The sequence below is a fragment of the Nocardia sp. NBC_01388 genome (assembly GCF_045040085.1).
Classification (GTDB): Bacteria; Actinomycetota; Actinomycetes; order Mycobacteriales; family Mycobacteriaceae; genus Nocardia.
Map to the genome: position 1 here is coordinate 1,261,313 of NZ_CP109553.1, position 20,174 is coordinate 1,281,486.

Sequence of the window (20,174 nt, forward strand, 5' to 3'; positions counted from 1 at the left end):
CGATCGCGGCAGTGGATGCGCGCTACCGACACAGTGAGGCCGAAGCCGAAACGGGCGCGGCAGCCGCACTGCGGCGGCTGCACGGGCGAGGAATGGCGGAGGCGCAGTTGTGTGAGATCACGGGGCTGAGCCCGGCGCGGGTGCGGCGACTTCTGCACCTGCGCCAGGGGTCCGGCTCCCCGGAGACCGTCAACGAAAGACCGGTCTCCTCAACGGGAGTTGGCGTCGAAGTGGACGAGTGTGAAGCGCGGGATGGCGCGGCGCAGTCCCGGCAGACTGAACACGCGCAGCGCCACCCGCGAGTCCCAGAACCCGTGCTTGAATGCCCACGCCCATTGCCCGACGAGCCACACGAGGAAACCCAGAGCGAGCCAGGGCAACCGGGCGGGGATCGCTCGGGCGGGGGTCAGGACGATCGCGAGTAGTGAGTTGAAAATGATGAAGAATCCGACCAGGCGGGCGAGGAACGGAAACACCCACCACAACAACATTGTCTGAACTTGGTTGCGAGCGTTCAGCTGCTGGGCGGTGGGTGATTGTCGGGGTCGATGGAGTTGGTGGCGGCGACGTGAAAGCTGGGCATGCCGAGTTCGGTTCGGCGGCGGGTGGCTTGGTGGAGTTGGGCGATCTTGTTGTTGGCGGCACTGAGGCTGACTTTGAGGCCGTCGATCTCGCCGCGCCAGCCCTGTTGTTGGGCTTCGGTGATGCGGTCGAGCAGGTTGTCGCGGATCTCGGTGAGTCGCGGTAGTTGTGCGGGGTCGGGGCGCAGCAGTGGGCAGCGGATGCAGGTGTGTTCGTGGATGCAGTCGGTGCCGTAGGCGCGGCCGCAAGTGCCGAGGGAAAGTTTGCGTTGTTGGAAGTGGCCGAGGAACTCGTCCCACTCGTCATCGGTCGGGGCACGGTATTCGGTGGAGGGGCGCTGCTCGCGGCGACGAGCGAGGAATGCGTGGTGACCGTTGATGGCTTCGTCGGGGTAAACGGCCTTGTAGCCCATCGTGGTGTTGATGCTCGTGTGGCCCATGAGCAGTTGGCAGATGTGGGGTGGCATTCCGTTGCGGATCGCTTCGGTCGCGAAGATGCGCCGGAAGTCGTGAGGCTGGAAGTGGAGCGGGTTGCCGGAGGCGTCGCGCAGGCCGATGTCGTTGAGCGCAGCGGTGATCCAGAGCCGCAGCGTCGCCGCGGCGATGGGCCGGGTGTCGGCGCAGACCCGGTGTTGGAACAGCAGCGGCGTGGAGGCGGTGAAGGTGCGTTCGTGGATGTCGTAGCCGACGACCATCGGGACGGCACCGGTGTGGTCACGGATTCGGTGGATGATCGTAGCGAGGACGTCGGCCAGTTCGGGTGAAATGACCAGCAGCCGTTCGGTGTCGGTTTTGGACGGCATGATGTGCAGCAGCGGGATGAGCTCGTCGGTGGAGGGCAGCCGGTATTGGACCAGGCTGTGATGCGACAGTTCGGTGAGTTCCTCGATGCGGATGCCAGTGGTGCGCAGGACTTCGACCGCGGCCCAGGTCCAGAACGCGATGTCGTCCTCGCGGGTGAGGTCGCGGCGCGCACCGGTGTCGGGGTCCTCGACCCAGATCCGGGTTGTCTTGGTGCGCATGACGGTTCGGCGCAGCGTGATCTCGCTGCAGGTGAAAACCTGGCCGGGGGTGGTGTTTCGGGCGGTTTCCAGAAGTGCCACGGCCCGGGCGCGGGCATCGGCGAGGTGGCGCAGGAACACCGGCAGCACGGGGATGCGTTCGCGGGTGCGCTGATCCATGCGGGACTTGCGGTTCTCGCGTGCGCGGGTGATGTTCGGGCGGATGGAGGCGCGGCTGATCGGGCACGGTACTGACCAGGCGGCCCAGCGTTCGGGTTCCTCACTGGCCCAGTGAGCGATATCGAGATAGAAGCCGCGCACGGTGGACAGGCAGATGGCGGTGTCCATGCGTGGTTCGACGGTCGCGATCAACTGCCCGTCCGCGGCGCGGCGGGTGAGGGTCTTGGTGGCGAGACGTGATTTCCAGGCGGCAGCGATAGCGGGCGGCAGCCGCAGCGAATCGATGCCGGGATGGTGGATCTCGAGGTCTTTCCAGAAGAGCTTGACCAGCAGGTAGGCGAGTTGATTCACGCTGGCGTAGTCCAGGTGCGGGCGGCGTTCGGCCAGATACGCGACCAGCAGGTCACGCACGGGTCGGCAGTCGAGCTGGTATTGATCGACCAGTTCGGTGTCGGTGAGCTGTTCGCGGTAGCGGCGCTCGAGCATCCGCAGCGTCGAGGGGGCATCGGGTGGAAAGTGGCCGAGCTCGTGTAACAGCTGATAGAAGCCCAGACCTTTGTTGCCGAAGCCGCGACGGTCACGCAACTCCATCAGCTCCAGGCAGTCCCCGACGGTGATGTCGGCGATGGCACCGCCCTTGGCGGCCAGCAGGATCGAGATCTCCTCGACCGCGCGGCGGCGCTGCTCGAAATCGACCCCTTTCGCGGTCGCTCGGGCGGTCAGCGCGGCGAATCCCTGCGGGTCCCGAACGCGAGGCAACACCGCACCGAGCGGGAACCGGTGTGGGCTGCCCACGATCCAGGCCAGGTCCGGGCGCAGGACATCGGCATAGATCAGCTGGGCGAGCCCGGAAGTGATGCTCTCGGTCAACGACCGGTCGGCCGTGGTCTCGCCGCGTCGGCGCAGCCACGCCACCACCGGGGGACGCCAGTCGGTGGCCGGGTCCTCGGCAATGCCGGTGGCCAACCATCGCTGCTGCCAGGTGCGGCCATCGTGTTGCTCGAGCCAGTCCAGGAACCGGGTCAAGGCCAGGCGGCGGCGTCGCTGATTGGACACGATGCCGTTGGCGAACGGCGGGGAGGTCAGCCGAGCCACCACCATGGCGCGGCTCCACCGCGTCGCGGTCCATTGCGCGGGAACGATTCTGGGTGGGAACCGCTCACGCCAATCCTGTCCCGCCCGGTTGCGCAGGCGGGGAGGCAGATCGACCTCGGATGTGTGTCCGGACGCGAGGAAGCCGGTCACGATCGGTCCTGACCGAACAGGGTGGCCATGGTCTCGGGCCGGTAACCCAACGCGGGTGCCGGGGCGATGGTGGCATCGCGCTGGGTGAGGCGTTGGTGATGGGCGAGCACGGACGCGATGACGTCTTCGGGCACAGGGTTCAGATAGAGCTGGGTAGTGGTCAGATGTGCGTGGCCGAGCACCCACTGCACGTCGGTCAGCGGCATCGCGGGGTCACGTGCCATCCGGTAGGCGGCGGTATGACGCAGGTCGTGCAGGCTCCAGTTCGCGCCGATCAGCGAGTTGACCCGCGCGAACATCCGATACGCCGCCGGATACGACAACGGCCGCATCGGCCGCCGCATTGTCCACCACAACGGAGCATCAGGTTCAGTCGCGACCTCCGCTTCGATCTGGAGCTGGTAGAGCCGTAACCACACGAACGCATCTGGGGATGCCGGTAACGGCTGGATGGCGCGACTTCCCTTGCGCACCACCGTGATCAGTTGCCGTCCGGGATCGACATCGCAGCCGTGAGCTCCGAGCAATTCCGCCGCCCGCGCTCCGGTGGAGACCCAGAACGCCACCAACGCCCGATCCCGATGCGAGGGCAACCGGGCGAACAGCTCATCGAAGCGGTCATCGGGAATCCGCCGCGGCGCCTGCGTTACGAGCCGTGGCCGATACCGGCCGCTGGGCTGGGACCGTACCGGGTCCGCCGAACCTCGCTGGGAGCCTGGACGTTCCCCGTCTCGCCGGCGCACCAGAGGAAAGGGATTGACGATCGGACCCGATCCCACTTCCAGATGAAAGTCGTAGAAGCTTCGCAGCACCGTCTCGCAATGCGCCCGAGTGCGTGGCGCATATCGGGGTCCCTGGCTCGGTTTGCCGGTGACCGGGTTCACCGATGCCACCGGGTGCACTGTGGCAGTGGGCTTTTCGTGATCGTCGCCGATGTGTCGCCAATGTCGCCGAACCGGTTTGTCCGCGACCTGCAACCAGCGGCAGAAATCCCGAGCCTCCACCCGGGTGACCTGATTCCACGCCATGTCGATGGACCACACGAACCGGAACCACCGCAGCAACGCCAGCCCATACGAGCGCTGTGTCGTCGCTGGCCGTCCCATCGCCTGCAACTCTCGAAGGTATTCCGCCACCGGCGGCACGACCTCCCCGGCTGCGTCCAGCAAGCGATACGGCTGCCATGGATCACCCGTCGCAGGCAGCGAACCCACCAGCGGCACAACCAACCCCGCCAGATCCCTGCCGTTCTGCCTTGGATCACTCACGCGCCGGGACGGTAGCCCTGTCCCTGTGCCCGCACCTCTCGAACAGCGAAAACCGATGCGGTAGTTCAGTCAACAGTTATGGCCGCCAGGACGGCAAGGGCGGCAAGCCAGATCAGGCCCATGAGAACACTCCTAACGATGCGGCAGGTAGGGAGCGAGCTACTTTTGCTGCACGGCGATAGCTGCCGGTAGACAAGGAAATCGACAGAATTGGATCGGTCAACGGCGGGTGGCCCGCAGGGGGCGGTCGTAGAAGCGAGCGCGGCCGATCAGTCGCTCCTCGTGCGCGCACAGAGCGTGGATATCGGCGGCATCGAGCAGGTCATCACGGACCTGTGTCAGCTCTTGCACCTGCTGTGCCAGTGCGAGGGTTTCGACTTCGACGGTCTGCAGCCGCGTGGCGAGCACCATGAGCAGCACAGGCCACACAGTGAGATCACTGTGGGAAATTCGGGGTGCACGGTTGTGTGGGGTGTCGTGGGCGGGCATCGAAGCCACCTCCGAACAGATTCGAGACGAAACCGGGTCCGCCTCAACGACAAACGGTGAAGCGGACTCGGTGCGGAACGGCGGCGGTGCGCCCTGCCTGGCAGGACGCACCGCCGCTGAGGAACGATCAGAAGTCCGGCTGATCCCCAGTCCCGGCGGCCACCAGGGTGCGCTTGCCGCGCCGCGCCGGTTGCTCCGGCTGCTCGGTCTCCTCCGCGGGCTGGACTTTGACCGTGGTGAATCGCACCGAGGCCGCGATGTCGTCGACCATGACTTCAGTGATCCACTGGGTCGCACCGTTGCGGTCCTCGTAGCTGCGCTGGCGCAGCCGCCCGGTCGCGATCACACGCATGCCCTTGGACAGGCTGGCTGCGACGTGGTCGGCCATCTCGTTCCACACGACACACCGCATGAACGCCGCTGCGCCGTCGCGCCATTCGCCTGAGGCGCGATCGTAGACGCGGGAGTTCTGGGCGACGGTCAGGTTCGCGACGACCTGGCCGCTGGGCAACTGACGGTGGTCGGGGTCTGCGGTGAGGTTGCCGACCACGGTGACGATGATTTCTCCAGACATGACAGTGCACTCCTGAATGCGAAGGGATGAGGGAAAGCCAGACCGTCAGCTCCTGCGAAACCCCGATACGAACAAATCCGTGATCGGGTGCTGCCCCGGAGGGCTGGCGATCTGCGGCCGTGCCATCAGGGGTGGGCCGGGCCCCGCAGGGGCCGGCGGGGGTTCTGCGGTGCGGGATGGGGATCGCCGCGCTCTTTGCGGCGACCGGAGCGCAGCGCAGGCTCGTCCCCATGCCGTGACGCAGTTCATCGGCGGGAACCCGGCCTGCCCCTGATCCGCTTGGGGCAGATCGCCGGGACTCTGGGAAACACCCGATGCCTCGTTCGCTTGCCTCTTCCCACAGCACCAGGGGAGACGGTACGAACCGGGAGTTGTTCTGGTCAGCGAGTTTGTGGGTGGCTGGTACTGGATCTAGGTGATGGGCCTGATTCGGCGCGGGTGATCGCCGTCGCGGAGCTCCCAGTCGCCGTGGCCGTCGCAGTAGGCGGTGGAGAGCCAGCGTCGGATTCCCCAGCGCTCCAAATCGATCCATCGGGTCGCGGGATCAGTGCATCCCATGTGGTAGCAACCGACGGTGCCGTCTGGCAATCGGTCGAAATGTTGCACGGTGCGCTTGCTGGTGCTTTTTCCCATGAGGTCCCTAACGGCTGTTGGTCGCGGTGGGCAGATGCCGGGGTCGGCGCGCGCCGATGGTGAGACCGCTGGTGATGGTTCGCTCGAGCTCGCGGGCGGTGAATTGGTATTGCCCGACGTGGCCTGCTGCGGCAGCGGCGAGGGCGTCATGAACGAGGTGCTGGTCGAGCTCTCCGCCAGCGACAAGACGGCCGAGAGTGACCGCCGCACGAAACAAGGCCGTGTTGCGCGTGCCGGGCACGGCAGCGCTGACCTTGCGGGTCTCGGCATCGACAATCGCGCGCAGGTAAGCGTCCGGATAGACCGGTGGCGCACCGGGATTCGCTGCCGAGGCGGGCGGAGGCGGGGGTGTGAGGAGCTGCAGGAGCCACGGGGGCAACGGGCTGGGATGGCGTGGGGTGAGGACTCGATAGTCGCCGTCGCTGGTGCGGGAACCGGCGGCGAGGACGTATCCGCCATGACCGCGGGAATCGATCCCCGGTGCGATGAGGCCAGCGGTGTTGGGCAGACGCAGCGCGTCGGGAACTCGGTAGTAGAGGTGGCGGCCATTGTTCGGGGTGGCGACGGAGTAGGTGAGCAGCGTTGCTCGTGCACCGGTGCGGTTGGCGAGCCGATAGAGGGCAGCGGCGCCGTCGAGACCGTGATGGGTATCGAGATCGATGACGTGCAGGCCGCTGGGGCCGGTAGCGATACCGACGTTCTTCCGCGATTTCGCAGGCCAGAACTCTCTGATGCGTGTCTCGTCGGTCGTCGCTTCGTGCGGCCAGCTCTTGATTGCGGGGATCTTCGAGTGAGGTTGCAATGGGAAGACGTACCAACCTCGGGCTGCCGCGGCCAGGGCGGCGCCGAGGAATCGATTGGAGGACAACGGAACTCCTTCGCAAAATGCAGGGGCGGGCAGGCTCCGGGGATGACTGGTGCCTGCCCGCCGGTGCGGGGTCAGTGGTTCAGGAGTCGATGTCGATGGTGCCGGGATCGATATCGCCGGCGGCGGCCTGCTCGACCGGGGTGAGGTGGTGGCCGTTGTCGGCGAGGAAGTGCAGGTATCGGCGCACGCCGCGGTCGGTGAAGCGCCAGGCGTCCTTGCCGGTGCGCTTCTCGTACGCACCGAGCACCAGACCCAGCGTGATCACTTGGCAGCGGGTGGGTTTCGCGGTACCGATCGCGGTCAGCAGATCCTTACGCCACCCGGTGATACCGAGCAGTTCGTGTGCGGTGCGGTCGGCGTTGTACTCGTTGAGCAGCCCGGGTTCATCGGCGAGAGTTTCCGCCACGAACAGTGCCGCGAGCGGGGGAGGGGTCTTGCGGGTGAGGTAGCCGGTGACGAACTCGCGCCTCGCCTCGAGTGCAGCCTGGCCCTGCTTGTTGAGCTCCCGTACCCGCCGCGCGGCCTCGCGTTCCTGCTCACGCCGTTCGTTCGCGACCCGTTCGGCCTCGGTGCGTTGCGCGGCACCGGCCCGCGCGGCTTCTTCCCGCCGTTGAATATCCTCGGCGGTCTCGACCTGCTGAGGCGCTGCCTCATAGGGCGTAGGAGAGCTACCGGATTCGTTGTCGCCGACGCGAATCTCATCGAGTGGTACCGCATCGCAGACGTCGTTGTCGCCGACGTTGTTGGCGACTACTTCGATGGCATGGTCGAAGTCGCTCGCGAGAGCGAACATGGATTCATTCAACCGGTCGGCTCGCAGATAGCAGGTCGGTTCCCACACGGGCTGGTGCAGCACGCTGTCGGCGTGCCGCTTTCCTTCGACCGGCGCGGCACCGGGATGGTCCGTGGTGTCCCAGTCGACGGTGTCGGGGTCCACGCTCGCGCCGGTCTCGGCATCGTCGAGGGCGGAGGTGTCGGTGGGAAACAGGTACACCACCCAGTCGGCGGCGGTGGCATCCAGGTCGGCGGCGGTGATGTCGGAACCGTCCGCGGTGCGCAGCCGCTCGTAGTTGATGAACCGGTCGTTGTCGTCGGCGGGTTCGGTGGTGAGCACCCCGAAACCATGCGCGGCATAGGACAGCGATTCGAGGAACCGTTGCCGCGCTTCGGCGCGATCGCCGGCGATGCGCTTGGCCTCGTAGGCGAACATCGACCGGGAGGTGGCCAGCAGACGGGCGACCGCGTCGGTGTCACCGACCTTCTCGTACTCGGCGAGGATCGCGGCTTGCTCGAAGTCGAGCTGACCGGAATCGACTGCCCGGCACGCAGTGTCGCTGCCGCCGACGCTCACGGCGAGTTTGACCTGATCGCGTTTGTGGCCGATCTCCTGGCTGATACGGGTCAGCGACGCACCGAAGTCGAACATCTGCGTCATCCCGGCCGCGCGGTCACCGTCGGTCAGTGGGATGCGGCAGTCGTTGGCGTTGATCTGCTCGGCGATGCGGGTGATCGCCCGTTCGGCGGGCGATACCGCCGGAGCGGGTGTGACCCAGACCGGGACCTTCGCCAGGTCGAAGGCCAGCGCGGTGAGAACCCGGATCTGCCCTTCGATGACGGTGATAGTGCCATCGAGTTCCCGGTATGCCTTGACCGGTGTCTCGACTCCGCGGCGTCGGATCGAGTCTGTGACATCGGGGTGGTCGCCGAGGTCGAAGGTCTTTCGGACATTGTCGTCGATGACCAGTTCGCGCGGCGGCAGCATCAACGCTTCCGGCGCGGGCGCCGCGGGATCGGCAGGGGCTTCGTCGACCGCGGCCGGTTCGGCCACGTCGGGTGTGTCGAGGGCAGCCTCGTCGAGGTCGGGGATGGGATCGGAGGTGAGAGCGGTGTCGATGGCAGTGGACATGAATCCGGGTCCTTTCGAAACAGCAAGGGCGGGTACCGGAATCGCGGAGATTCCGGTACCCGCCCGGGGGAGGAGGAGCCGAGGGAAGCGATGGCCCGTGGTGCCGCAATTGGCCGGAAACAGCCGGGTATCGACTGGATGCGGCCTGCGGGAGATGTGTCAGGTGCGTTTGCGGTTGGTGACATTGAGCGGGCACAACGCCCAGACGCCGTCGTCGGCGGGCGAGTACAGCCAGTGCTTGCCCGACCACCCGTTCGCATCACTCCGCCAGGTGGTGACCACCTGTTCGTCCAGATGCGATGCGGGACCGGCGGTCCCGAAATGGGCCGCCTGCTCGTACTCCTCACGGGACAGGGTCTCGATCATGAAAACAAACCTCCTCGGGAGAAAGAAACGGGTGAGACACCGAACGGTGTCTCACCCGAAGGGAATAGGTTGAACTGGAAATAGTTACAGCAGTACCTAGATGAAACTGCCTTTGTGGCACGGCAATTGGAGTCAGACCAGACTCATCGCGTGCAGGGCCACATCGTCCAATGCGTTGGCGCGGTCGCCGTCGGGGATTGTCTGGGAGTAGCTGGTGACCGCATTGGCGATACCGGCGGCCGTGAGCTGACCACCGGCGATGAAATGCGACAAGATCCCGGTCCGCTCGGCTTCGCTGAAACCCAGTCGCTTGGAGAGGGTTTCGAGGGTCTTGTCCGGTTGGGTGACCGGAGCGCCGGCGGCGTGTTCGAGTTCCTCGACCCGGGCGGCGAAGAACTCCGGTGACAACCATTCGGTGACACGGTCACGCGTTTCCGCGGTGATGACCGCGAGCTTCTTACGCAAGGTGTCCTGCGACCAGGACACCGCCCCGGCATCGAGGCGCTCGCCGAGATGACGTTGGGTGTGGGCGAACATGGGGATGGTCAGCCCGTTCCCGCAGATCTGCACCACCAGTTCCGGGGTCAATCGGACGGCGTGGTGGCCGGTTTCGTCGTTGCTGAACCGGAATCCGGCGAACACCACCGGCTCGCTACCGGGTTCGTAGCCTTGGCCCTCGCGGGCGGCCAGCGGCCGCCAGCGGTCGAGATCGCCTGCGACACGGCGACGCTCAGCCTCCAACGCCGGGTTGGCGAACGCGCTGCGATAGTTGGCCAAGAACCGCGGTGCCAGCGCCGACATCTGCGGGCAGTACACCTTGCAGTGCATCGTGGAATCGGTCAGATCGCAGGCCCGGATCTCCGTGTCGGCCCCGGCATCACGGATGCCTTCGAGCACGGCCGCGAGCACATCGAGGTTGTCGATGATCCCGTACCGATCCGACACCAGGGCGCGCATGACACCGGGCTGATCCGGGTGCGGTGGGGTGAACAACCGCAGCAGAAACGACCGCTCATCCGGTTCGGGCAGTTCGGTGCCGGTGGGGCCGTGCAGCCACCCGTTGACGTTGCCGTCGTAGAGGTCCAGGCGTTCGCGTTCGCGTAACCGGCGCAGGTAGCGCACCGGGATACCGAGCTTGTCCGCGATCTGCCCGTCGGCCGCACCGGTGGGCCGGTACAGGCCATCGACGCAGGCGACACCACGATCGTCGACGACCGGACCGACCCCGAACAACTCGATCATCCCGCCGGTGGCGCGAATCGAGGACGCGGACGCGACCACATCGACCTTGGCTGCCTGCTGCTGCTCGAGCAACGGCACCAGATCTTGCAACGACAAATGACGAGCGTAACTGTCTACGGACACGAGAAAGGTTTCCTTTCAATAGGATTGGATCAATCAGTGGTGGAGCGCAGGGTTGCCGAGGTTGTGAATTGGCGGCGCGACCATTCAGGAGCTGGCCTTGGTACGTACGGCGGCCAGCAGCGCATCGGCCGCGTCGGCCGCGCTGCGCGCGTGGCGGTAGCGCAGGCGCGCGATGTCTTTGCGCATTTCGGCCAATTCCTGTGCACGCGAGGCACGGTCACAGCGCTGGGCAGCCTCGGCCTGCCGATACTGCGCGACCCGCAGGTCGGTCAGGAACCGGTGTGACAACGCGACCAGCACGGTCCGCACCGCCTGCTCGATATGGGAGGGCTGATCGGTGAGCAACCGCCCCACTTCGACGACCAGGTGACCGGGTTCGCCCAGGCACAGCATCGCCATTCCGGGCTGGTGATCGCTCCAGCTCGGATGGAACGCCGCGGTGCTGACCGGCGCCCCGAGCCAGCGGCCGTGCACCGACAACCCGAAGAACCGGAACACGATCTTCGGCCGGCGCTCGTACCCGCCGTCACCGGGCACAGTGTGCTCGGCCATATCGACGAACACTCGCCCGCCGACGGGGACCTCGTCGGTGGGTTCGATGGTGTAACAGGTGCCGTGATCGCAGGAGTTCTCGTAGGCATCCTCATGGAAAGAAGGAATGGACATGACGATCGGAACCCTTTCTGGTGGAGCGAGTTTCACTTGACGGAAGTCACTGGCCGGACGGAGCCGGCTCGGGTGTCCAGGACATGAGGGTGTGGCCGGAGGCGAGATCGGTGATCTCGATCGAATCGACCCTCTCGCCCAGTTCCCGGTTGTGCGCGAGGACCTGCTCCGAGGTCGGGGTATGCGCCGTGCACGCATGCGCGACGGTGAGGAACGGGGCCATCGATCCACGGACGGTGGTGCAGGTGACAGCGAGGATGCCTTTGCCGAAATGGTCGGCCAACTCGCAGCGTGGCGGCAGTGCCACAACGACTTTCGCTCCGACAGCGAGCTTGTGCAGCACGCGATCGCCGCGGGCGATCCACCACCCGCCTGCATGGCGGCGCACCACGAAGTCGAGCGGGAGCCGTGCGGTGAGCGCGCGGGCACCGTCGGCGGTGAGCACGCCGGAGACCACCACGTGGACCTCGTCACCGCGATCGGTAACGGTGAACGCGGAATCGATCGTGTAGGTCGCGCAGCGGCGCTCGCGTCGACCGCTCGCGGCGTCGTTCGTGAAGGCCCCACCGGAGGAGACCCGGCGAGCCGGGCTGCCGAGTTCACGGCGCGCTGCCACGGCCAGTTGCGCCGACCAGCTCGATTCGGAGATCGGCGGATCGTCGATCGAGCGAGACAGCGTGACGTGCAGCAACGAACCTTCCCGCTGCACGACCACGGTGCTGCCTTGCGGATTTCGGTATCCCGACATAAGAAATCTCCTTGGAAGCGAAGGGAATTCACCAAACTGATCCAGTCGGCCGCGAGATTCGGCCGTCCTGGACGGGTGGTGGTGTGAGGGGTGGTGATCGGCTGGCGTGGGCCACGACGACATGCCCACGCCAGTCGACGACAAGGCACCCAGGATCAACCCACCCCGCAACAGCACCGCGTGCTGATCGGCGCCGTCCGGGTGTGGTCGGTGGGGCGCTTCACGCGAACACCGGCGGCGAGAGTGGGCGGTCAAGCCGGCGCACCGACAAGCGGCGCCACTGCTGTGACGGTTTACGCCTGCCAGCGTGGCGCGGTGCGGCTTGACCGTCCGCGCCGCCGGTGTAGCGTGTGCCCGCCCCACCGACCACCCGGACGACGCGAAACCGTCAGGCAGACAACCGATTACGCCAGTCCGCACGCGCCTGCAGATCACTGTCTTCGAGCGGTCAGACAGGACGGCGTAAGCGCAACGCGTACTCCAGATCATCGGCCGTAGGCGAGGTCGCGCCACGCAGGTCGCACAGCGTCCATGCCACAGCCAAAACCGCCCCCGCCTGCGCCGCGGTCAGCGCACCGGTCTGTGTGAGCCGGTCCAGCTCTCGCAGCAGCGCCGATCGCACACCGAGAGCACCACGCAACGCATCGACCGGCACTCGGGCGTTGGTCAACACCCCGAGCCGTGACCACCTGCGTGCGGCGATCCGGCGCGCGGTGCACACCTGTTCTCGCCCGGTAAGCCTTGCCCGGGACACCGTTTCGACCGCCCCCGGCTGGATACGAACCCGCACATCGACGCAACCGTCCAGGTCCTCATGCGGCCAGCGGAAACACACATGCGCTGTCGGTGGTGAGCGGCGATCGGTGCCCTCACAGATGCAGTCGTGACCGGTCAGCGCCAGCTGGAACTGGGCAGGGACGCCGAGCTGCCCGCAGTCGCCGAACCGGACAACCCCCTCGCGCGTCAGCGTGGCCAGCGCACGACCAAGCTTGGAATCCCAGTGCGGGAATTCCCGGCAGGCCAGCACGCCCTGATGGGCTCGTGCTGCGGCGCCGACAATATCGGCGGTGCCGAACACGGTCCGCCACGACGCGGAATGATGCAGCTCTCGCAGCGGCGGTGTCAGCGACAGCGGAGACACACACGTCACCTCGGTCCGGGCGCGTAGTTTCCTCGCGCCCAGAGCAACGCGACGAGACAACGAGGGAAGTAGCGCATGCAGATAGTGCACGGGCACCAGAGTCGGTGCATTTCCTGTGCCGGTGACGGCGAGGTGATGCCCGCCGGCGGCACACACTTGCACAGCCTCCCGCACCCGCACATCCGCAGGCACACCGAGGCGGTCACGCAATTGCGGCACAGGCGCGCGCAGATGCTGGCGGGGATCGGAGACCCAGGCCAGCACGGCCGAGAGCGTCGAGGCAGCGAACACCTCCACGCCCGCGGTGCGGGATAACCGATCCGCGTGCTCAGCAGGAACGACCACTCGGCTGAGGCCGGCCTGCTGCACCATGCGTACCGCCAGCGCCAACCCGATACGTGCGCTCAACCGGCCGTCGAGCCCGAGCTGCCCGATGAACACGGTATCGGCCAGCGCGCGTGCGGGAATCGACCCACGGGTGGCCTCGATCGCCACCGCGACCGCCAGATCCGACAGGTCGGCACGGCACTGCGCGGGTACTGGAGCGGAGATGACCAGCCGCCCGTCCGGAAACTGATGTCCGGCATTGCAAATCGCCGCCCGCACCCGATCCCGAGCCTCACGCGTGATCCCGGTCGTAGCCGGTTCCAGTGCGGTGTCGAGCTGGGCGGTCACCGGCAGCAGGGTGCCGGAATAGTTGTCGCCCACACAGATCGACCACACTGGCACCGGTTCCGCGCTGTGCGCCACGCTCGTCATCGAATCCCTCCCCGCGGTGCGGGCGGCATATTCGCGAACGGTGCGGTCATGCCGAGCGGCGGCCGTTGCAGCAGTGCCTGCCGGACGTCGGCGGCGCAGGTGACCAACTGCGCGTCCCCGTCGGCGATGAATCGGTGACAGCCCGCCGACGCCGCCGAGGTCACCGGCCCGGGAACCGCGAACACCGGGCGCCCGAATCGTTCGGCCCATCGCAACGTGGACGCTGTGCCCGAACGCAGCCCGGCCTCCACAGCCACTGTCGCTCGCGACAGGGCCGCGACCAACCGGTTGCGGTCCAGGAAGCTCTGCCTCCGAACAGTCGTACCGGGCGGGTACTCGGTGAGGACGAGCCCGTTGTCGGCGATCGAGTCCAGCAGCCGGTCGTGCGCGGTCGGATACGGGCGATCGAGCCCGCACGGCATGACCGCCACCGTCATTCCACCAGCTGCTATCGCCGCCCTGTGCCCGGCAGCGTCGATACCGAATGCTGCGCCCGCCACCACGGTCCAGCCCGAACCGGCGAAATCACCGGCGATCTGTGTGGCGACATGGTTGCCGTACTCGGTGCTGGCTCGCGCTCCGATCACCGCGATCGTACGGTCGGTGACCTCCCGCAGCGACCGGTGCCCTCGCACCCACAACGCCACTGGCAGCACATCACCGACGTTGTCCGAACACGACGGCAGGCACCCCAGCATCAGCGGCCACTCCGGATCCTCTGGAGTCACCAATCGGCTGCCGAGTCGCTCCATGATGTCCAGATCCCGTGCGGCGGTGTGCAAACCGCCGGCGCCGCGATCGAGGATCTGCTGATCCACGGGCAGATCACCCGATTGCAGCATCAGCGCTGCCCGACTGGGGCCGATCTGCTCGATCAGCGACACCAACGGACCACAGGGACCTGAGGCCGCGCGCGAGAGCAACGCCCAGGCCAGACGATCGACACTCACCGCAGGACCTCCATGCCGGAATCGGTGGTGGCGATACCGATATCGACGCGCAGTTCCGCGGCGGCCTCGATACCGGCGCGCACGAGCTTGTTCAACCGCGCCGGGGGCATCGCCGTCTGCAATCCGATATCGAGCAGCACCGTCATCCGATGGTCGGGATCACAGGCCAGCGCCTGCTCCAGAGCGATCCCGGCCAGCACGCCGTCGCCCCGCAGATACGCGCTGAACCCCAGGAGCATGGACGATTCGGCCCGATCCGGATCCGGCAGAGCGCGCGTCAGCACACCCCACAGATCCTCCGCGGCCCGCGCATGCGTACCGCCTGCGACACCGAACATGGCATCTCGGACCGCGGTATCACGCAGTGCGACAGCGACTTCGGCGATCGCGTTCGGTGTGATATCGACCAGGTCCCCGGCTTGGGTGATGACCGACATCACCTGCCACAGCGCCATTCTGCTGTAGGCATCGGGATTGTTGATCTCGATCGCACGAGCAAGCCGCCGCTGTGCCTCAGCGACCACAGCGGGCAGCGCGGCGGCCACCTGTTCGCGAATCGCCTCGTCGACAGTGATCGAATCGGCCAACTGCTCGCGCGACGAGCGCAGCGCGAGACCCTCGAAGACGCGGGTCGCTGCAACCTGCGACGCCGACGGATCCGGCTGAAGACCATGGGAGCCCGGCGATTCGATGTTCCACCATTCAGCGGTGTCACCGATCCGCGAGACTCCCCAGGCACCCGCGAGAACGGCATCGCAGCCGGCCAGGCGCTGCTGCAGGGCATCGACCAGCGGGCGGTGATCAGCCGCTCCCGCGTCGCGACCGCCGGGGCGGGAGGTGCGGTCATCGACGATCACCGCCAGCGCAGCGATCGCACCGGACCTGCCGCACACGTTCGCAATGCGCTGCGGCAGTTGCGAATACTGGTCAGCGGCGGTCGGTAGATCCAGACGAGCGACGAGTTGCACTTCGTGTGTGCGGTCAGGTTCCTGCCGCAGCAGGGCAACCACCAGCGACCGCTCCGGGACGAAGCCCAGCATCGCGGGCACGGCAGCAATGAACTGACCGGGGTTCTCGAGCACAATGTCGGACAAAGACATAATCGGACTCCTCAACAGGACAAGCCCGAAAAGCGCAGTGCGACAACCTAAATATCGATATTCGCGCCGCGCCTTCGGGGCGGTGGGCGCAACGCGTTAACACCGGCGGCGTCAGTGGGCGGTCAAGCCGAGAAATCCACGACGCGGTCCAGGGTCGAACTGTCGGCACGCAGGATGTTCGGTACACGCGGCTTGACTGTCCACGCCGCCGGTGTAGCGTGCGCCGGCCCACCGCTCCGAAGGTGGGAGCGCGCTGATAAGCCCAGCTAAAGTTGTCGCGTCAATAGCCTTGCGACCATTGACGGTTACCCAGTTGGCGCCCCACACCTCTTCGCACGAGGGTGTGGGGCGCCAGTGGTTACGCCGTCATACGACACTTTGCAGATGGTTGGACATCCTCTTCGAATCCTTCGCCAACTGCGTGTGATCTGGACGCAGGTACAGCTCGGTCACGCGTGAGTCGGCATGTCCTGCGATCTGCTGCAGGCGATGGATTGGAATGCCGGCATCGGCAAACCAGGTGAGCCCCGTGTGCCGCAGGGTATGCCGTACCAGATGCCGGTATCCGAGGGAGGCGACGACGTCGTCCCAATGGGTTGCTCGGTGCAGGCTCCCGGTATTGATGCTTCCGCCACGTGGGCCGATGAACAACCGTGCGTCCGGGTTGCGTCGGCGCGGCGCGAGCCGATCCGCGATCATCGGCTGGATCTCCTCGATCAACGGTACGTAACGGGCTCGATTTCCCTTGGTCCCCTTGTCGATTGCTCCTATCGAGCTGCGGGTGGTCTGGCGGCGAACAGTCCAGATCCACGAGTCTGTATCGATGTCGCGAACGCGACATCCGGCTACTTCGCCGATGCGTGCCGCTGTGCAGGCAGCGAACATGACCACGTCGCCCCAGCCTTGGTATTGCTCGGCCGAGGCAGCAACCAGCGCGTCGCAAAGATCGACCAACGCTTGCCAATTGGGCAACGCTAACGCGCGTGGATTCTGGAGCTCGTCTTCGAGTTGCTTGTACAAGGCTTGCCAGCCACGGACCCGGGCTGGATTGATGTCGATGAGACCATCGCGCTTGGCTTGATCCATCAGCCTGGACAGGACTGCGAGAGTGTTCTTGATGGTGGACTTTCCGCAGCCGTCTTCTTCGATCCATCCGACCACGGCCCTGTCGACTATGCCGTTGGTGATCATCGGAACTCCGAGGTGCCCGAGGGTAGGTTTCACCCGCAAGCGCCAGCCACACTTGTACGGGTCCAGAGTCTTCTGCTCCAGACCTCGCAGCGCTAGGTTCATATTGGCTTCGCCGTAGTCCAGCAGACTGACGTCGGCGCACGCGGGTGAGATGCCGCGCATTGCCAAGGTCTTCATTTCCGTGAACCATTCCTCAGCGAGGTCGGTGGTCGGGAAGGTCTCGGACTTCGAATCACGTTTTCCGGACTGTGGATTGGTCCATCGCACCCGGGCGCGGAACGGATTTCCGGACCGGCTCCGCGCGAGTTTCTCGATATCGCAGTTGAGTCGCGTGCCGATCGGCAGCTTCAGAATCTCAGACATGGGAGCGCACCTCCCGCTCCCGCGCGACCGGAACCCGATCGACTGCGACCATCACGCAGCCGGTATCACGTGCCGCGCAGCCAGATACGCCTCGATATCGCTTTCCGGGTACTTCGCCACTCGATTCGATATCTGGATGAAGCCTGGGCCTTCGACGGGTTTCGCACGGCGCCACCGCCGCAGAGTCGACGCATCGACACCGAGCAGCCGCGCGGCCTCGCCGGTCGAATACATCCGCTGGTTCAACCAAGACACGTGATTGTTGTTCTGCTCCTCCATAATCCACCACCTCCCTCCGGCCCTGGAGGTCGACCAGCGACAAGCGCTCCGTCTCGATTGCCTTCGTAGCCAACGCACGCGGGGACCGAATCGTCCGGCGGCGCGACATCGAAGAACATGGATCGGCTCCGCCGAGCGTGGAATCGACAGCAACCCGCGGAGATCGCGAACAGTTGCCAGTCGGTGCTTCATCCGGCTCCGCTGCGGTTACCGGGAGGCCCCAGGTTCTGGGACGTTTCTCCAAGGTAGAGCGAAACCCGATATGCCCGCAACTCTCGAGCATCCGGGATATGGGATGTTGCGCGAGAGGTTGGCGGCGCTGCGAACGGCCCGCGAAGGTGACGTCGGAGGACCCGAAAAATCCGTTGATGATCTCTGTGCCCGACAGCCCCGGCATACCCGGGGTAGGCGCTGTGGTCCACAATTGGTCCACAAAACGTGACCGGTCGGGGGCGGAAACCGCCCCCGACCTGGTCGGGCTGACAGGATTTGAACCTGCGACCACTTGACCCCCAGTCAAGTGCGCTACCAAGCTGCGCCACAGCCCGTTGCACTCGCTTCGCTTCGTGCTCGATGAGATTACATCAGTACCCCCTGGTTCCTCCAAATCGGCACGTTATGGACGTGTGGGACTGGTTTTGGGGCCGTCGATGGGGGAGTGGTTCGGGGGTTGTGGTCGGGCGCTTGCGGTTCGTGGCCCACTTGACTGGGGGTAAGTGGGTCTTGGGCGAATTGTTCTGACTTGCTTGGGGTTTGCGTCAGTAGTAGACCGGGCCGGGGACGCCGCCGCCTGCGGCTGTGGCGTCGCCGGTGATGGCGGCGCTGCGGGGGAGGCGAGGAAGGTGACTACGTCGGCTACTTCGGCGGCGTCGATTACTCGGCGGATGGAGTTTGCGGGGAGGTCGGCTTCCAGGTCGGCTTCCAGGTCGGCGACTGTGGTGCCGGTGACTGCCGCCTGGGTGGTGAGGCGCTGGGTGAGGCGTTCGGTTCGGGTCTGGCGGGGGTGGACGACGGTGACATCGATGCCCTGTGGGCCGAGTTCGTCGGTGAGGGCGGAGACGCTGACATTGCGGATGGTGTGGGCGATCGAATTGACTTGGCGGGCACCGAGTCCGCTGATATTGATGATGCGGCCCCAGCCCTGTTCGATGAAGTGCGGGGCGACTGCCCGTGCGGTGCGCGGGTAGCCGAGGGCCTTGATTTCGACCTCGTGGCGGAGCACCTCGTCCGTGGTGGCGTTCAGGTCGGTGAGGGCGCCGGCGCTCGAGGGTGTGGCGGCGGAGGCCGCGCTAACCGGGGCGCGGTCGCCGATCTCGCTCAGGTTGAACTGAACCGCGATTGCCATCAGAGAGGTCTCCGCCGCTGGGAATAGCGAGCCGCTGTATGACGGTACGTTATTTGTGGGCCGTACACAGCGTGATGGTTCTGACCAGGAGGTTTCCTATGCGCACTCTCCCACTCCCAAAGTCCTTACACTTCGCCGCACGCGTGGCGGCAGTGATCGCCATCGCGTCGGCGCCGATCGCCGCGACCGCACCGGCATTCGCCGATATCGCCGTCGGTTCACCGACGAGCACTGGCGAAGACTCGAACGGCGGGCCCGGGCAGCGGCCGGCCACCGACGCTTGGTCGGACCCGAACGGCGACTGGGTAAGTCGTAGCGACAGCCGGCCGAGATTTGACGGGGACTGGTTCGATCACCCCGGCAATCGGGGCCACTCCGAAGGTCGGTCGGGCTCACTTCCGGGCCGCTGGCCCGATCTTCCGCCGCAGCCGCCGTTCGCACCGTTCCCGCCGCGTTCCGGCAGTGGTAGCGGCAGCGCGTCCGGCAGTTTCTGAACAACGCTGGGTATGGCGATGGTGCAGCTGACGCATCCGGTTCCGGCTCGGTCGTTCACAGAGATATGGCCGTATATCGTTGTGGCGGCCAGCGGCGTGGTATTGCTGTTCATGATGTTCCAGCCATGGGTGACAGCGTCGAATTGGAATGGATCGGCGAGTGTCAATGCTTTCGGCCGGATCGTGCATTCGACTAGGAATATGACCATCTGGACTCAATCGGCACCGGCTTCCGCGAGGATCGACGGTGTCTGGGCGATCCTCGCGACCATCGCAATACTCGTCGAGGTGATGGCGGCAATCCAGGCCGTTCTTCGACGCAATGAACTGTCGGGGAGCGTCGCTGCGATTGCGGCGATAGTCGTCACCCTTTTGGTGCTGATAGATGTGCTGAATCTCGACCGCAGCACGCCTGAGATTGTCGCGTCGCTCGGGAAGGGCAATGATCTGGGCTCGCAGCTGGCGCTGGTGGTCGGGGCTGTCCGAGGTACAAGCGCCTACCCTTGGCCAGGCAAAGAGGTGCCGCTCAAGACATCCGGACTGACGCTGTGGGCGCTGGCGTCGATGCTCGTTGCCGCAGGGTCGGCCGTCGGGGTGCTCATGCGTTCCTGGCGTGGTGGCCTGCGCGCGATCGTCGCTGTTGCCACTCGGCTGGTCTGAAT

At 65.9% G+C, this 20,174-nt stretch carries 17 protein-coding genes, 1 tRNA gene and 1 pseudogene; 1 reads left to right on the forward strand and 18 read right to left on the reverse strand.

Annotated features, from left to right (window positions below; translation table 11 throughout):
• Positions 1–209: 209 nt before the first annotated feature.
• The 18 genes and pseudogenes from OG716_RS05890 to OG716_RS05975 all read right to left on the reverse strand — a co-directional run.
• Positions 210–491, reverse strand: a complete 282-nt coding sequence (locus tag OG716_RS05890) for a hypothetical protein (protein ID WP_405136678.1) — start codon at positions 489–491, stop codon at positions 210–212.
• A gap of 23 nt (positions 492–514) precedes the next feature.
• A complete protein-coding gene (locus OG716_RS05895; RefSeq protein ID WP_405132932.1) occupies positions 515–3,007 on the reverse strand; it encodes a tyrosine-type recombinase/integrase in 2,493 nt (830 codons plus the stop codon).
• On the reverse strand, positions 3,004–4,275 hold the full coding sequence (locus OG716_RS05900; protein WP_405132931.1) for a tyrosine-type recombinase/integrase: 1,272 nt from the start codon (positions 4,273–4,275) through the stop codon (positions 3,004–3,006). Before OG716_RS05900 ends, OG716_RS05895 begins: the two co-directional genes overlap by 4 nt.
• A 219-nt stretch (positions 4,276–4,494) precedes the next feature.
• The gene (locus OG716_RS05905) at positions 4,495–4,695 is read right to left on the reverse strand and encodes a hypothetical protein (RefSeq protein WP_405136679.1); all 201 of its coding nucleotides are present in this window, start codon (positions 4,693–4,695) and stop codon (positions 4,495–4,497) included.
• Positions 4,696–4,891: 196 nt separating this feature from the next.
• Positions 4,892–5,338, reverse strand: coding sequence for a single-stranded DNA-binding protein (gene ssb, locus OG716_RS05910; RefSeq protein ID WP_405136680.1), 447 nt, complete (start codon positions 5,336–5,338; stop codon positions 4,892–4,894).
• A gap of 640 nt (positions 5,339–5,978) precedes the next feature.
• Positions 5,979–6,839 carry a bifunctional DNA primase/polymerase gene (locus OG716_RS05915; protein WP_405136681.1) on the reverse strand — a complete coding sequence of 287 codons (861 nt, stop codon included), beginning with the start codon at positions 6,837–6,839 and terminating at the stop codon, positions 5,979–5,981.
• A 79-nt stretch (positions 6,840–6,918) separates the two neighbouring features.
• On the reverse strand, positions 6,919–8,745 hold the full coding sequence (locus OG716_RS05920) for a ParB/RepB/Spo0J family partition protein (RefSeq protein ID WP_405136682.1): 1,827 nt from the start codon (positions 8,743–8,745) through the stop codon (positions 6,919–6,921).
• A 159-nt stretch (positions 8,746–8,904) separates the two neighbouring features.
• Entirely contained in the window at positions 8,905–9,111 is a 207-nt protein-coding gene (locus OG716_RS05925) for a hypothetical protein (protein WP_405136683.1), read from the reverse strand.
• 132 nt (positions 9,112–9,243) lie between these two features.
• Positions 9,244–10,449 (reverse strand): hypothetical protein, encoded by a 1,206-nt coding sequence (locus OG716_RS05930; protein ID WP_405136684.1) that lies wholly within the window; start codon positions 10,447–10,449, stop codon positions 9,244–9,246.
• A gap of 111 nt (positions 10,450–10,560) precedes the next feature.
• The gene (locus OG716_RS05935) at positions 10,561–11,142 is read right to left on the reverse strand and encodes a hypothetical protein (RefSeq protein ID WP_405136685.1); all 582 of its coding nucleotides are present in this window, start codon (positions 11,140–11,142) and stop codon (positions 10,561–10,563) included.
• A 46-nt stretch (positions 11,143–11,188) separates the two neighbouring features.
• Positions 11,189–11,890, reverse strand: coding sequence for a hypothetical protein (locus tag OG716_RS05940; protein ID WP_405136686.1), 702 nt, complete (start codon positions 11,888–11,890; stop codon positions 11,189–11,191).
• A gap of 448 nt (positions 11,891–12,338) precedes the next feature.
• A complete protein-coding gene (locus tag OG716_RS05945) occupies positions 12,339–13,790 on the reverse strand; it encodes a magnesium chelatase domain-containing protein (protein ID WP_405136687.1) in 1,452 nt (483 codons plus the stop codon).
• Entirely contained in the window at positions 13,787–14,740 is a 954-nt protein-coding gene (gene dprA, locus OG716_RS05950; protein ID WP_405136688.1) for a DNA-processing protein DprA, read from the reverse strand. The genes OG716_RS05945 and dprA overlap by 4 nt, the downstream gene beginning before the upstream one ends.
• Positions 14,737–15,840: a DUF4192 domain-containing protein gene (locus OG716_RS05955; protein WP_405136689.1), complete on the reverse strand. Its 1,104-nt coding sequence runs from the start codon at positions 15,838–15,840 to the stop codon at positions 14,737–14,739. Before OG716_RS05955 ends, dprA begins: the two co-directional genes overlap by 4 nt.
• 366 nt (positions 15,841–16,206) lie before the next feature.
• A complete protein-coding gene (locus OG716_RS05960; protein WP_405136690.1) occupies positions 16,207–17,394 on the reverse strand; it encodes a tyrosine-type recombinase/integrase in 1,188 nt (395 codons plus the stop codon).
• Between the two features lie 51 nt (positions 17,395–17,445).
• Positions 17,446–17,673, reverse strand: a complete 228-nt coding sequence (locus OG716_RS05965) for a helix-turn-helix transcriptional regulator (RefSeq protein WP_405136691.1) — start codon at positions 17,671–17,673, stop codon at positions 17,446–17,448.
• 471 nt (positions 17,674–18,144) lie between these two features.
• Positions 18,145–18,221, reverse strand: a tRNA-Pro gene (locus tag OG716_RS05970).
• A gap of 210 nt (positions 18,222–18,431) precedes the next feature.
• A pseudogene (locus OG716_RS05975) lies at positions 18,432–18,958 on the reverse strand (SDR family oxidoreductase); the annotation flags it as partial.
• 566 nt (positions 18,959–19,524) lie between these two features.
• Here OG716_RS05975 and OG716_RS05980 point away from each other — a divergent pair.
• The gene (locus OG716_RS05980) at positions 19,525–20,172 is read left to right on the forward strand and encodes a hypothetical protein (protein WP_405136692.1); all 648 of its coding nucleotides are present in this window, start codon (positions 19,525–19,527) and stop codon (positions 20,170–20,172) included.
• The last annotated feature ends 2 nt before the right edge of the window (positions 20,173–20,174 follow it).

Coding starts and splice junctions, on each gene's coding strand:
- OG716_RS05955 (WP_405136689.1), bottom strand. CDS start 15,840: ATGTCTTTGTCCGACATTGTGCTCGAGAACCCCGGTCAGTTCATTGCT.
- OG716_RS05890 (WP_405136678.1), bottom strand. CDS start 491: ATGTTGTTGTGGTGGGTGTTTCCGTTCCTCGCCCGCCTGGTCGGATTC.
- OG716_RS05960 (WP_405136690.1), bottom strand. CDS start 17,394: ATGTCTGAGATTCTGAAGCTGCCGATCGGCACGCGACTCAACTGCGAT.
- ssb (WP_405136680.1), bottom strand. CDS start 5,338: ATGTCTGGAGAAATCATCGTCACCGTGGTCGGCAACCTCACCGCAGAC.
- OG716_RS05945 (WP_405136687.1), bottom strand. CDS start 13,790: ATGACGAGCGTGGCGCACAGCGCGGAACCGGTGCCAGTGTGGTCGATC.
- OG716_RS05925 (WP_405136683.1), bottom strand. CDS start 9,111: ATGATCGAGACCCTGTCCCGTGAGGAGTACGAGCAGGCGGCCCATTTC.
- OG716_RS05965 (WP_405136691.1), bottom strand. CDS start 17,673: ATGGAGGAGCAGAACAACAATCACGTGTCTTGGTTGAACCAGCGGATG.
- OG716_RS05980 (WP_405136692.1), top strand. CDS start 19,525: ATGGCGATGGTGCAGCTGACGCATCCGGTTCCGGCTCGGTCGTTCACA.
- OG716_RS05920 (WP_405136682.1), bottom strand. CDS start 8,745: ATGTCCACTGCCATCGACACCGCTCTCACCTCCGATCCCATCCCCGAC.
- OG716_RS05940 (WP_405136686.1), bottom strand. CDS start 11,890: ATGTCGGGATACCGAAATCCGCAAGGCAGCACCGTGGTCGTGCAGCGG.
- OG716_RS05935 (WP_405136685.1), bottom strand. CDS start 11,142: ATGTCCATTCCTTCTTTCCATGAGGATGCCTACGAGAACTCCTGCGAT.